Source organism: Aneurinibacillus thermoaerophilus (assembly GCF_019603355.1).
Taxonomy (GTDB): Bacteria; Bacillota; Bacilli; order Aneurinibacillales; family Aneurinibacillaceae; genus Aneurinibacillus; species Aneurinibacillus thermoaerophilus.
Genome location: NZ_CP080764.1, coordinates 2143558 through 2157211, shown reverse-complemented (window position 1 = coordinate 2157211; position 13654 = coordinate 2143558). Strand labels below are relative to the sequence as shown.

Here is a 13654-nt window from a genome sequence, read left to right as displayed (position 1 = left end):
GATTCGATATGGCAAACAAAGCATATAAGTTCCGCCTATACCCAACACAAGAACAAGAGCAACTTCTTGCGAAAACCTTCGGTTGCGTTCGTTTCGTCTACAATAAAATGTTGGCTGAACGAAAGGAAACATATGAGAAGTTCAAGGACGACAAAGAAGCCTTGAAAAAGCAAAAATACCCGACTCCTGCCAAGTACAAAAAGGAGTTTGCATGGCTCAAAGAAGTCGATAGCCTTGCGTTGGCAAACGCTCAACTGAATTTGCAGAAGGCATATCAAAACTTCTTCTCCGGTCGTGCTGAATTTCCTAAGTTCAAAAGCCGTAAGGCGAGACAGTCCTACACAACCAACGTGGTCAACGGAAACATTATGCTTTTGGATGGCTATATCAAATTACCGAAACTGAAACTTGTGAAAATGAAGCAACATCGGGAAATTCCGTCGCATCATATCATCAAGTCTTGTACGGTTTCTCGAACAAAAACAGGAAAATACTACGTTTCTATTCTCACCGAATACGAACATCAACCTGTACAAAAAGAAGTACAAGCTGTTGTTGGCTTAGATTTTTCCATGAATGGCTTATTTGTCGATAGTGAAGAAGGTAAGACAGCCAATTACCCTTGTTTCTATCGCCAAGCCTTGGAAAAATTAGCGAAGGAACAGCGTATTCTATCACGCAGAAAGAAAGGCTCTAATCGTTGGCACAAACAGCGTCTGAAAGTAGCGAAGCTACATGAGAAAATTGCAAATCAACGAAAAGACTTTCTACATAAGGAATCGCACAAATTAGCGAAACGGTATGATTGCGTGGTTATTGAAGACCTCAACATGAAGGGAATGTCCCAAGCCCTCAATTTCGGCAAAAGCGTTGCTGATAATGCATGGGGCATGTTTACGACATTTCTCCAATACAAGTTGGAAGAGCAAGGGAAGAAACTCATCAAAATAGATAAGTGGTTTCCATCTTCCAAGACTTGTTCATGTTGCGGTCAAGTAAAGGAGTCTCTATCTCTTTCTGAGCGCACATTCCACTGTGATTGTGGTTTTGTGGCAGATAGAGATTGGAACGCTTCTATCAACATCAAGCATGAAGGATTGCGACTGTTAGCATCATCATAGATAGAGCATGGAACAGGCTCGATAGCTAAGTAAATTTCGTACCGTTAGGTGCGATTACCTTAGAAGCCCCCACCTCTAAGCGAAACGTAGGTGGCGGGTAGTTCACAAATGTTCTTACGCAATACATAAAATATAAATCAAAATAATTGTAATTATACATACATGAAAAATCATCCCTATTCTGTGGGGTGTTTTTTAGGGCCAACTGGACATCAACAATCCAGAGAAGAAATTAATAAACTGCCTGAAGGAACTTAGTGTTTCTTTCAGGTATTTTTTATATATCCAATACCAGTTGTTCCATTTCTTTTTGTTCTAGTTTCTTCTTTCGCTTTTCAAATGCTATGGAGAAATCGATGATTGTAATTTTGTGCTCGGTATCTAATGTTTCAATCAAATCTTTAATTTCACCATTTCCATAATACACCCAGAAGCGATGAGGGGAGTTGGCATGTAGAATTTTACGAAGAGACTTTGTGCGAACGGTTGAATCAATTTCAAACACGGCCAACAATTCTCGATCGGCTAGTGTCCACCAGGCAACATCAATTCGGCCACTTCGACCGTTGGATTGCATATTAGGAATTGGGTGCTCCTTTTCCCCATAGCAGCAGAAATCCGGCGCCAGTTCTAGAAGTTTCTTTTGCAGTGCTGCATGAAACTCAAGTTTATCCACCATCTTTTCTTTCCGGTTCCGGGACAGTTCGCGCACCACATCATTGGCCAGACGAACAACAACCTCACGCAATTGGTCAGCATCAATCATGAGTGTAGTTTGCTTCATGTTCCCTATTCCCCTTAAAAAGATGACGACGTATGATAAAAAATTACACTTAAATTCCGTTGTCTTTCTTTAAATTATACTAAATTCCCAAATATTATAAATGAAAATATAGGAAAATAGATGTGGTTATTGTAAATTATTGATATATATTGCTAGAAAAATACGAGAGCCAATTAATAACGTTGGCAGTGGGGAGGATTTTAATGGAATATATTTTACTAGGTAGTATCATTTTACTATTATTTATCCTGGCGCAAATCAAGTCTGCCGGAAAGAAAAAGAGGAAGTTACACAGAGTACCGGCCCACTCGAACGAAAAAGCTGAACGCAAAGGCCAGATGGGGGAAGCGATTGTACAAAGCATTCTATCCCGGTTGGGAAACGAGTACATAAGCCTGCATGACGTCATGATCCAGGGCAGCAGCGGCCGCACCGCACAAATTGATCATATCGTTTTGTCACCATACGGCATCTTCGTCCTCGAAACGAAAGCCTATAGTAGCTATGTCAAAGGTTATGAGGATGCAAAGAACTGGGTTCAGTTTCTAAAGAATGGGCAGCGACATGAGTTTTACAATCCAATTAAGCAAAACGAGGGGCATATTAGGATGTTGCAGACCGTACTGAATGATATAGTTGGTACGCTGCCGTTTGTCTCTATCGTTGTATTTGTTGGAACGAAAGATGTAGAAGTGGAAGCAACAAAAGCGGTGGTGGTGCAGGAGAATGAACTTTTGGCCGCGATCCAGAAGCATACCGAGCATAAGCTGTCGGTTGAACAGGTACACAAGATGGCAGATGTGCTATGGGAAGTGAATATTACGAGCGAGAAAACGCGGAAGCGGCATGTCACCGACATTCAAAAGCGCGCAGAGCAAGTGGAGAACGGGATATGTCCTAGCTGCAGCAGTCCGTTAGTAGAGCGCACCGGGCAATACGGAGTGTTTTTGGGGTGCTCAGGGTATCCACGATGTAAGTTCAAAGTGAGCGTAAAACGTGATAGAGAGGTTATTCAGTCATGATAGTTTTTTCATAAATTGGTAGAGACAGTCCTATTTAGCAAAAAATGTTCGATTTCATTTGACGGTTACAATAAACAAGACAAGCGGGCAAATTGGCCGCTCTTTCTATTAAGTGAGCTGCTTATGCAAGCTGTTCTTCAGGAAGCGTTTCAGTTTAGCTCTAATGGAAAAGTTGAAAATCTCATAACGGTTAGTTGAAAGTAAGAACAATCCCCATCAATGAAACAAAATTATATTGCTTCAAAATTGACACGTTAAAGTAAAATAACCCTTACTTCATAGCTCTAAAGAAATTGAAGTGAGGGTTATTTTATTTGAGAGTGGCTAACTTTTCAATTAAATCTCTTTCCAGAAGCAATCGTTTGAAATTTTTGAAGACAAGTTCGGTAAAATTATGAGTTGAGCCATTAAATTCCTCGTATATCTTGCTTATCAGCTGAGGCTGAATAATTTTTCGTTCATATCTAATAAATGGACCATCGGTTTCAAATAATATTCGATCAGGCGGCATTAGACTGATGAGCTTTTGTCCTTTCTGAGATGTAAGCATGCGATAGTTAATTGAAAAAAAATACCCTGAATCGATGATTTGCTTCAAGGTAGAAATTTTTCCGTTATACCAATGAAAAACGGCATGTTTTACATTGTTCTTCTTAAGAATTTCCAAAACCTCATCCTCTGCACTATTCGAATGCACAGAATAAATACGGCCTTTGTTATATGTTGGTTGTGTTACATAATCAAAGATTTCCATCTGTTGCATTCTATACTCTTTATTCGCTTTAGTTAAATCAATACCAACTTCCCCGATATACTTCGTATTTACAACCAACTTATCAAACAATTGCCTGTTAAAAGGGTACTCCCCAGCCAGAACCGGGTGGTACCCAAGTGCAAGTCGGACATGTTTATAGTGGTTAAAAGTAGACAGATGTTTCTCAAATAATTCAGGTAGATTAGTCACAAAAAGAGCGTAAATATTAAGTTTTTCATACTCATTTGCAACTTTCACTGGATCAGCATAGTGATCAATATGCACATGAAAGTCAATAAATTTCATTTTTATTCCAAAACCTTTCGAATTCTAGGCTAAACCTTTTCAACATATCATACGTTTTTTCCTGGTAATCGGTACATTCGTAATACTCTTTTTCGAATCCATCAATGTGTAGAAAGATTTCCCCACTATCAATTAATGCTTTTACTTCTCGGAAGTATTCGACTGATGATTTAAATTCATTTTGCCTGTATTCTTCTTTAATATCTTTTAGCTTTGCACCATAGGGCACATGGTATTCAGTATCATAGTGTTCTAAATCGTAAGCGCATATTGAAATTTTCCTTAACAAACAAGGTACACACCAACCGCATTGATGTTTACCGACATATTGATTTTGACGACTGGTACTGCATGTATGAGTGTATCGTATCTGTTGTTTGAATTCATCGCTTAATCTGTTGATGATCTCTCCTTTAGTTTCAAAAACAAAAGGATTTTCAATCTTCAAGTCTAAATTTAACATTTTTAATATTTGGTTGTACAGAAATAATGTTTTAGGATGTGTTGTTCTAGTAGTAAATCTTCCGTTTAATGTAGGATTCAAGGATAGAACCCCATTTTCGTATATGTACACAGTTTTAATTTGGTTGGTACAGGCTATACTGCAAGCCAGGGTTAAAAACAATAAAGACCTTGTGCTTTGGGTAGGTTCCCGCTTTTCAACATCTAGTTTGGGAAATAAACATATAGAACTTGTGCGATCTTGTTTTCTCACAAAATCGCTTATTGTTTTCTGTGGTTTCTGCTCTTGATTGCTATTGACATATCCAGAGTAAATGCTATTGAGATTGCTATGAATATTCATATAGGCACCGCTGAAAGAATCTAACCCTCCAGACAATAGTGTGACCACTTTATACCCTTCATATGGAAAGCGGAATCCTTCAGGAAGGTATTCTTTTTCTTCTTCATAAAACTCAATCTTTAGATTGTCTTTACTAACGAATTTGACGATTTCTTGCAAAGTGCTAACTGTCTTTTCCCATAATTTCTTATTAGTTACCGGGATATGTAGCTCAATATTCCTTGGAACTGATAAACTCTTATCTTTTTCTACAGTGATATCTTTGTAGTAGATGCTTCCAAAAACATCGATTAGATCAAGAATTATATAGCTCTCTGGTTGTGAGTAATCAAAGTTGATGTGCTCTTTGCCGAAAAAAGAGTGTGGAGGACTGTTTAGTTCTGCCATGAAGCTTTTTTTCATTTTTAAAACTCCCCAAGAGTGGTATCGGAAGCCTTATCAGAAATTAGTTGCAATAGTGCTTCCAGCTCCATCTTTCCTTGAACAAAATCATTTATATCCGTTTGAATGGAATTTGCGATTTTACGGGCTAAATCTTTAATTAATTGGTTGATTTCTTTGTGTCCGAATTCTTGAAAGACATCACTAAATGCTTCTATAAGTTCCTGTTGTAACAACAGATAAATCAAAAATATACAAAGTTCGAGAGCAAAGGAATGTACATCTTGCTCTTCCTTAATCATCTTAGCCATAGTTAGTTTAAAAGCTGTTACTAATAACTCGGAAAGGTTAGGGTCCAGTTCCTCAGCAGCTTCTAAGATTTTATCAATCACCTGATTCAATGTCAGAGGATTTTCCTTTAGAAGGTCACAAGATACTAGGTCTTCACCAAAATTATAATCTGCTGAAAATGAACCTGATTTTAAAGCGGAAAGTCCCGCTATACCAACAGATACTATTGTTTTAAATTCTTTTTCGTTAAAAATGTGGCCTAATAGTTTAGGGGTTAATACTACGGAAGTAACTTTAGGTAATGCTTTTTTAATATCTTGTTCTTTTTGTTTTTCAAGCAGTTTTTTTACTTTGTCACTTGTTTTCCTTCTCGATGTTCCCATCTATTTCTCCTCCGTCTATTTTCATAATCTATTTACAGAGTTTACCTCTATATACTTCCCTTATTCTAAATTATACTAAATTCCTAAAATTTATAAAGAAAAACTAGGAAAATAGATACAAATAAAGTAAATTAATGATATATAAATATAAACTCATTAAATAAATATTAGGAGGGAGTCATGAAACAAATAGTCAAAAAAGCAGGGGTCATAACAATGTCGGCAGCACTTGTGTGTGCTTCTTTTGCCCCGTTAGCCAGTGCAGATACTATGCCACAAACAGAAACTAAACTGACTGTGTCCAAATCATCAAAAACAAAAGATATTGTCTATACAGTGTTTATTATAACAATAGGGAGAGTTATTACAATATTTTCATTATTCGTGTTAGTAAGTGTCGTGCTAACTATGAATATGAAGAGGAGCCCGGTATATCTATAACAAACGGGATAGATCATAGGTAAAAATAATTTAACTTTAGTAAAGTAAGAGGTATGAAAAATGGGTAATCCAAGAAGTCATGAAGAAATAACTTCTGCTGATAAAACTTCTGTAGGATTTGATTATCAGTATTACTACTTCCTATATACCTTATTGGAGCTTAAGAGAGGACAGTCTATTGGATACGAAGTTAAAGATGATGTACATATTGAACTAGATAGTGGAAAATATGTATTGATGCAAATTAAACATTCGGTACAAAAGAAAGCAGATAATAGCATTATAAATTTAACTGAACGAGACAAAGATTTATGGAAAACAATTTATAACTGGATTAATGTTATTAATGATGAAAATTCCGGACGAAAAGATTCTAAAAGTCGCCTAGAGTTTCTAAGGAACACTGAATTTATATTAGTATCTAATAAAGCTGAAAGTAAAAGTAATGATTTTGTAAATAACATCAAAAAGTATCAAGCTAATGAAATAAGTCTTGATGATATCAAAAAATACTTGATCGATTTGGAAAGAGAGACAAAAGAATCTGATGAAAAGAAAAATATAACTAAAATTTATGTGCAAAAATTGCTTTCGCAATCTGATGATTGGTTAGCATTATTTTTTAAAAATATCAAATTTGATTTAGAACAAGATGATTTGGTTGAGAAAATTAAAGATAAAATCAGAGAAAAATATGTTGATGACGATAAAGTTGAAGATGTGCTCCATTGGATAAATAGCTCTATGAATATTTGGAAGTTTGAAAATGTAAAAAAGGGAGAAAAATTACAAATAACTTTTGAAGAAGTTAGGAAAAGATTCCATAAATGTTTTCAAAAAGGAAGAAGCAACAAATTGCCAATAAGGACAGTAGAAATAGTTTTGCCGGATAGCTTAAATGAGCAAATTTTTGTCCGACAGTTGCTTGATATTGAAGATATTGAAGAGGATGACTATATACAAATAGTCGAATTTACAACCTACAAAATGCAAGTTGTTACACTTTTAGAAAGTTGGCTGCAAGACGGGTTAATAACAGAGGATGAGAAAGAGGAATTCGAAAGAAATTGCATGGCTTATTGGAAAAATGCCTTTAGAGAGGCACATAGGGAAAGTAAAAGGATTTTGAAAAGTGATAAATATACATCTCAAGAGAAAGAAGAAATGATAAAACAAAATGCATTGAAATGTCTAGATAAGATTCGGAGTATTGAATTACAAGTGGATGAAACTGACTTAGGAATTGAAAAAAGTAATGGACAATTCTATTCATTGTCAGACAGATTATTAATAGGCTGGTTGTTAGAGTGGGAGAAGAGGTATGGAAAATGAGAATGGTATATAATAATGAAGCTATTGGGGTTATTTCTATTGCTGCGGTTCTCAAGAAAGTAAGACAAGTCAGTTATGCAAAGGCATTGTTAATTCTTCCCATAGCCTTACATAAAGAATTAATTAACTTCTTAAAAAGGGAACAGACTACTATAAAAAGTATAGAACAACTTGTAGCCCGAAGAGGTAATCATCTTGCAAATTTTAATGAGAGATTTATAGAATTAATACCAGTTTCTATTAATTCTATTATGCTATTAAATGAGATGGGAATCGTTAAGCTTGGTAATGGAAGTATTTATTATAATGAAAAAATTGAATTTAATTTTGAAGATGAATCATTAGGAAAGAGAACTAGTGATATTTTGAAGGCGACGAATAACATTTCTAATCTATTGAAACAGGATGTTAGTGATTTATATTTACATTTGAGGGTGCAAATATGAAATTTTATATAAATAAACTAATATTATGGACGAAAAACGGAAACATAAGAACATTAGAATTTAAGCCTAATAAAGTAAATGTTATTACGGGTGCTAGCAACACCGGCAAGACAGTTATTTGGTCTATAATCGATTATTGTCTCTTTTCTAGTAAGCCTAAGATTCCAGAAGAAGTTATTAATGAAAATATTAGCTGGTATGGAATACAGTTTTCTATAAATAATAAATTATACACAATAGCTAGAGCAAGTCTTACATCACATGGAACTCCTTCGAAAGATTACTATTTCTCTGGAACAGGTGATATACCAACTGTACCTATTCCTAATAATAAAGAAGATGATATCAGAGAAATAATAGAACCTGAATTTTCAATCGATGAAAACGTTAAAATCCCTTATGGGGGAAAATATATAGAAAAAGGGAGTAAAATATCTTTTCGCTATTTCCTACTTTTTAATACACAAGACGAGAACACCATAACGCATACTGATACACTTTTTGATAAGCAAACAAACTCAAGATATAAAGAGGCGTTGAACCGTATATTTGATTTGGCTATAGGTATCAGTGATGTAAAAGAAACACTGATAAACGAAAAAGTAATAGAGATTGAAAAAGAGATTAGAAGATTAAAAAGGAAAAAAGCAGCTTATGAAAAAGAAAATGAGTTGTTTGAAAAAGAGATGAGTCAGATAATTAAGAGATCACAGGAATATGGGCTAATTGATGATTCTTCAACTGATATAACTGAGAATATAAAAAAGTTGAAGATGCTAGTAATTTTCGATAATTATAATTTTGTATCTGCGAAGTTAAACCAACTTGAAAAGTTAGAAAAAACTCGACTTGAACTGATTCGGAAGATTAAAACCCTGAAAAAATTTGAATATGAATATGAGCAGTATAAAAAGATTTTGAGTAATAGTTACGATAGCCTAAAACCAATCAATTATATCGAAGATAACTTTTCGGAAATAATCGAAACTAAGGAGTTAAAAGAATTTATTTATAATCTCAGAAATGAATTTTTACTAATAAAAGATGCTATTAATAAGAAGTCTCCTGTTCAAACTGATATTAAGAAGAAAATTCGAGAGTTGAACAAGGAGCTTTCCAAGATAGAAAAAGAAATTGATAAGTATCCTACAACCAGTAAAGAGTTTGCCAATGAAGTTGAAAAATATATATTATTTGGCGAAATAAAAACGAGATTAGAAATTTACGAAAAAAAATGGGAAGAAGAAGATTTTGTCACAGAAATTTTCGAAAAAGAGGAGGAACTTAACAACTTATTAGAACAACTAGGAGACAAAGAAGAAAAACGTAACGCTGTTATTAGGTTATTAGAGGAATTAATTCAAGTATACTTAAATCAATTAGGAGATGCTTTAGAGAATTATAAGAACTATAAAGCAGCCTTTATTTATAAAGAGAAAGTTTTAAGGCTAAGAAAAGAAGGCTCTGCCAAGATAACAAAAGTAATTGGTAGTAGCTCTAATCAACTATTTTTACATTTATGTTTTTTTCTAGGATTACACGAGTTAATTATCAGACAAGAGGTTCCCTTTATTCCACCTTTCTTATTTCTTGATCAGCCAAGCAGGCCTTATTATGATAATGATGAAGAAAGGGCTACAGATAGAGAAAAAATTACAGTTGTATTTAAACTATTAAATGATTTTATAACACGAATGAATACCGAACTTGGGTCTGAATTTCAATTTATTGTACTTGAGCACATACCCAAAGAGATCTGGCAGGAAAATAATATGCTCAATGTGCACCTTGTGGAAGAGTTTAGACATGGAAATAAACTAATTAGGAAACAAGATAGGCTAAATTAAAGATTTTGAGGGGGCAAAGAAAAAGTAATTATCGATTAATTTAGGGGTATCTTTTCATTGAAACACTCAGGGGGAAAACCAAGTTATTTCACCCCCCTGAGGCGATATTAAATGCCTAGCTCTTTTTTTCTTTTTTCTCTGTATTCTGCTATATTTTCAATTGACTCGCAACCTGATTGGGACATAGCAATAGCGCATTTAACAATAATCGATTGTAGGTTTAGTAATATTTTCTTATAATTATCTTTTTGAATTTCAACTAAGCTTTTTCCGTTATGTACAATTTCTGTTCGAATTTCTTCAGAAAGCACTCGTAACTCCTCGGATAATTGATGATAACTTTGTTTATTATTAGCTATCAGAGGAGTAATTTTTGACTTCACTTTCTTGAAATTTATGTATTTAGGAGAAGCGATTATTTCTAGTGTAGTCATTAAATAAGTAAATTTAGAATCAATTAATGGTATGTACATCGCTTCACTTAATCTTTTTAATATACTTTTACATAATAATGGAACGTATTTATTAGAGCAATTTAGAGCGATATCTAAAAGTGAAGAATTCTTAAAGATAGAATCTATTTCATAGTTATCCAATTCTAGGCCCAATCCATTAACTAAGGTTAACCCATACAAACGTGTTCCAATGATTCTATATCTTTTAGAATCATCAGGTCTAACTATAGCAACAGCACTGTAGCCACTGGGTGTTAGTCCAGGTAGACCTGGATTCATCAAAGGGTTATCCATTCTACAATACATTACTCTGATAATGTCTAAAACCCTATCAACTTTGTTACATGCTAAAAGAAGTAATTGTTCATCTTCCTCTTTTGAATTATTAAAATAGCCTTCTTCTGGCCATTCGATGTCTATAGAAGCAACAGACATATTAAATAGTTCATTAGGGGTAACCCTGGTCAACAAACTTTTTAAATCTCTTAGACTTTCTCCCTCGAACGTTAAGGCGATTGCTCCGTCATTAAAAGCTTCGACTTCCCCTTTTTTTATTGTATCTATTTGATATTCTCCAACATGTAAAAATTGAGCTGGGAAGAAGCAAACTCCCCCTTGTCAAGGCCGGCTATAACTTCCCCAAAATCGCCGTTTTAAAATTCCCCAGAAGGGCTCCTCACGAACCCTTCTGTTTTCGTGATGCAGCCTTCTTTTCCCGTAATCTGTAGCTTTCACCTTTCATGTTAAAGATACGAGAATGATGCAGAAGTCGATCCAACATCGCTGTCGCAATAACTGGATCTCCCAATACTTCTCCCCATTCACCAAATGACTTGTTGGAGGTCATGATGATAGAACCACGTTCATAGCGGCGAGAGATGACTTGAAAAAGATAGTGGGCACTTCCGTGCTCTAGATGCATATAACCCATCTCATCCACAATGAGTAAACTTGGCTTTACGAATGTGCGAAGCTTTTTCTCCAACTTTCCTTCTTGGTCCGCTTTTCGTAACTGGGAGATTAGCTCCTGTGCTGTAATGAAATATACCTTATGCCCTTGTCCAATTGCCTCAAGAGCGATGGAAACGGCAAGATGTGTTTTCCCAATGCCGGGAGGACCAAGAAAGATGAGGTTCTCTTTGTGTTTCAAGAATGAAAGGGTCATCAATTCTCGAATACGCCGTTCATCTACAGAAGTCTGCACAGAGAAGTCAAACTCGTCCAACGTTTTGCGAAACGGTAGTTTCGCCAACTTGAGTAACGTTTCCGTTGTACGTTGATGCTTCTGCGCAATTTCTGCTTCTAGAAGGCTGAATAAAAACGCAGAGTATGGTACATTATTCTTGGCAGCTTGTTCTGCTGCTTCCGACCACATATCGCATATGGTCGGTAAATTTAATCTTTGACAGTACTCTTCGATTTTCTCCATCATGACATCTCACCTCCGGTGAGCTCGTCATATTCAGAAAGCGAACGAGTATGTACCTCAAAATGAGAAGCGGGTTGAGAGCGGCCAACTCCAATGTCCTGTTTCTCATTTTGCTTTTGCGGAAGGAAAATCACGTTCTCGTGAAGCTGTTTGCACGAGATGCGCACTCCTTGATAGTAGGCTGTCACTTGTCCATCTAGGGACTCTTTGACCAGTATCTCTTTTTGTGAGTACTCTGGATCCACAATCCATTTCACGCCACGATAGGAGAACGTCCCGTCGAAATGCGTCTTGCGATAGGAACGATAACTTGTGTCATAGTCCGCTTTCTGGAGAATCGGCTGAAGCTTTTCTTCTGCCCAACGCTCTTGCGGAGAAACCCCTGTCGTATCGTTTTTCTTGCGGTTTCCAACGCGATCCAGCCATCGAAGAAGCTGTTGGTTCAGATCCTCTACCGAATCGTAAGATGTCCCTACATAGAATGAATTTATAACTGTAGTTGCCCAAAAACACTTACACAAATTTACAATTGAATAGAAAAGAGACATATCTCTTCACCCTGTGTAAAAATAGAAGTACCACCAACCACTTTTACGCAAAGGAGAAGACTATATGCCTCTTACGTATAGGGTAGCACATCAACAGGAAATCAACAATATTTTACGTACCTGGCGTTTCCCACTTTATTTTTCTAAGCCGGTAATGAACCATATGGTTCATTTTCTCGATGGTGTGATGACCAGAGGTTTTTCTGGAACGTTAACCGATATCCATCGTGAAAGCTGCCATTCACAAGACCGACGGACACTGAGCCATTTTCTTACTCATGGGAAGTGGAATGAGCAGCATTTGATGCGTATAATTCAGCAACAATCATGGGAGAGCATCAAGAGGGAAGCGAAACATACACAAGAGCCGATTTTCGTTATTATCGATGATACGGTCTGTAGAAAGACAAAGCCCTCGTCACAGGCATTGTCCCCTATGCAAGGAACAGATTTTCACTATTCCCATACCGAAGGTAAGTCAGTATGGGGGCATGCAGTAGTTCAGGAATTCATTCGATGTGGTGAAAAAGCATTCCCTTATGCGTTTAGCCGATACGAATCAGAGCAAAACAGCAAAATTGATATTGCATGTGAACTGCTTTCTATGGTGCCAAAAAGTTCTTTTTCTACTTATGTTCTTATGGATACATGGTATCCTGCTCAATCTGTACTCGAAACCTGCGCTTTATCTGGATTTCACGTCATTAGCGGTATAAAAACCAATCGTATTATTTATCCATATGGTATTCGGCAGTCAATAAAGGAATTTGCCTCGCACATCCATAAAGAAGATACCGACCTTGTGACCGTCGGTCACGCTTCTTATCACGTCTATCGTTATGAAGGCAAGCTAAATTTCATTGAAAATGCTGTGGTACTACTGTGTTGGGATGCGACCCAGCCAATGACTCTCCAAACTATGCGGGCATTCTTAAGTACAGACGTTTCCTTATCTAATGAGCAAATTCTAACGTACTACAGTAAACGTTGGGCGATTGAGACTTATTTTCGTACCATGAAAAGCAACTTTTCCTTTAACGGTTATCAAATACGTAGTACCGTTGCAATTAAGCGGTTTTGGACATTGCTTTCTTTTACAGCCATGTTCTGCAGTGTAACAGGACACGGTGATATCTTAACAGGACTACGAAGTTGGCAAAACAAAAAGACAGAGAGTTGGATCGAATTTGTTTACTATGAAGCAAAGGCAGGAACGCAGCTGGATTTGATAAAAAATCAGTTACAAGCTGCCTAGGAGAACCTTCGGTTCTTTCTACATGGTAAATTTTGTATCAAATTTTGGGCAAGT

General features: G+C 36.1%; 14 protein-coding genes. 7 read left to right on the top strand and 7 right to left on the bottom strand.

The genetic code is table 11. From position 1 onward, the window contains the following. Positions 1-8: 8 nt before the first annotated feature. Positions 9-1121, top strand: a complete 1113-nt coding sequence (locus K3F53_RS11275) for an RNA-guided endonuclease TnpB family protein (protein ID WP_057898466.1) — start codon at positions 9-11, stop codon at positions 1119-1121. A gap of 277 nt (positions 1122-1398) precedes the next feature. Here the strand turns inward: K3F53_RS11275 and K3F53_RS11270 are convergent, their stop codons facing one another. Beyond that, positions 1399-1905 (bottom strand): hypothetical protein, encoded by a 507-nt coding sequence (locus K3F53_RS11270; protein ID WP_220558994.1) that lies wholly within the window; start codon positions 1903-1905, stop codon positions 1399-1401. A 203-nt stretch (positions 1906-2108) separates the two neighbouring features. Between K3F53_RS11270 and K3F53_RS11265 the strand changes: the two genes are divergently transcribed. Beyond that, on the top strand, positions 2109-2927 hold the full coding sequence (locus tag K3F53_RS11265; protein ID WP_220558993.1) for an NERD domain-containing protein: 819 nt from the start codon (positions 2109-2111) through the stop codon (positions 2925-2927). 310 nt (positions 2928-3237) lie between these two features. Here the strand turns inward: K3F53_RS11265 and K3F53_RS11260 are convergent, their stop codons facing one another. From K3F53_RS11260 to K3F53_RS11250, 3 genes are read right to left on the bottom strand one after another with little or no spacing between them, the layout of a single operon-like run. Further along, positions 3238-3987, bottom strand: coding sequence for a TatD family hydrolase (locus tag K3F53_RS11260; protein ID WP_220558992.1), 750 nt, complete (start codon positions 3985-3987; stop codon positions 3238-3240). Beyond that, positions 3974-5194, bottom strand: coding sequence for a 7-cyano-7-deazaguanine synthase (locus tag K3F53_RS11255; RefSeq protein ID WP_220558991.1), 1221 nt, complete (start codon positions 5192-5194; stop codon positions 3974-3976). The genes K3F53_RS11260 and K3F53_RS11255 overlap by 14 nt, the downstream gene beginning before the upstream one ends. A gap of 2 nt (positions 5195-5196) precedes the next feature. Further along, positions 5197-5847, bottom strand: a complete 651-nt coding sequence (locus K3F53_RS11250; protein ID WP_220558990.1) for a hypothetical protein — start codon at positions 5845-5847, stop codon at positions 5197-5199. 180 nt (positions 5848-6027) lie between these two features. Here K3F53_RS11250 and K3F53_RS11245 point away from each other — a divergent pair, with 180 nt between their 5' ends. The 4 genes from K3F53_RS11245 to K3F53_RS11230 are packed head-to-tail and all read left to right on the top strand — an operon-like array spanning position 6028 to position 9913. Then, entirely contained in the window at positions 6028-6288 is a 261-nt protein-coding gene (locus K3F53_RS11245) for a hypothetical protein (RefSeq protein ID WP_220558989.1), read from the top strand. Between the two features lie 60 nt (positions 6289-6348). Further along, positions 6349-7620: a dsDNA nuclease domain-containing protein gene (locus tag K3F53_RS11240; protein WP_220558988.1), complete on the top strand. Its 1272-nt coding sequence runs from the start codon at positions 6349-6351 to the stop codon at positions 7618-7620. Then, on the top strand, positions 7617-8066 hold the full coding sequence (locus K3F53_RS11235; protein ID WP_220558987.1) for a three component ABC system middle component: 450 nt from the start codon (positions 7617-7619) through the stop codon (positions 8064-8066). The genes K3F53_RS11240 and K3F53_RS11235 overlap by 4 nt, the downstream gene beginning before the upstream one ends. Next, positions 8063-9913, top strand: coding sequence for a DUF3732 domain-containing protein (locus tag K3F53_RS11230; RefSeq protein ID WP_220558986.1), 1851 nt, complete (start codon positions 8063-8065; stop codon positions 9911-9913). Before K3F53_RS11235 ends, K3F53_RS11230 begins: the two co-directional genes overlap by 4 nt. A gap of 107 nt (positions 9914-10020) precedes the next feature. Here the strand turns inward: K3F53_RS11230 and K3F53_RS11225 are convergent, their stop codons facing one another. The 3 genes from K3F53_RS11225 to K3F53_RS11215 form a co-directional block, all read right to left on the bottom strand. Further along, on the bottom strand, positions 10021-10839 hold the full coding sequence (locus K3F53_RS11225) for a hypothetical protein (protein WP_220558985.1): 819 nt from the start codon (positions 10837-10839) through the stop codon (positions 10021-10023). 205 nt (positions 10840-11044) lie between these two features. Further along, positions 11045-11800 carry an IS21-like element helper ATPase IstB gene (istB, locus tag K3F53_RS11220; protein ID WP_057897355.1) on the bottom strand — a complete coding sequence of 252 codons (756 nt, stop codon included), beginning with the start codon at positions 11798-11800 and terminating at the stop codon, positions 11045-11047. After that, the gene (locus K3F53_RS11215) at positions 11797-12345 is read right to left on the bottom strand and encodes a hypothetical protein (RefSeq protein ID WP_220558984.1); all 549 of its coding nucleotides are present in this window, start codon (positions 12343-12345) and stop codon (positions 11797-11799) included. The genes istB and K3F53_RS11215 overlap by 4 nt, the downstream gene beginning before the upstream one ends. 64 nt (positions 12346-12409) lie before the next feature. Between K3F53_RS11215 and K3F53_RS11210 the strand changes: the two genes are divergently transcribed. Then, a complete protein-coding gene (locus K3F53_RS11210) occupies positions 12410-13600 on the top strand; it encodes an IS701 family transposase (protein ID WP_057899168.1) in 1191 nt (396 codons plus the stop codon). Positions 13601-13654: the final 54 nt, after the last annotated feature.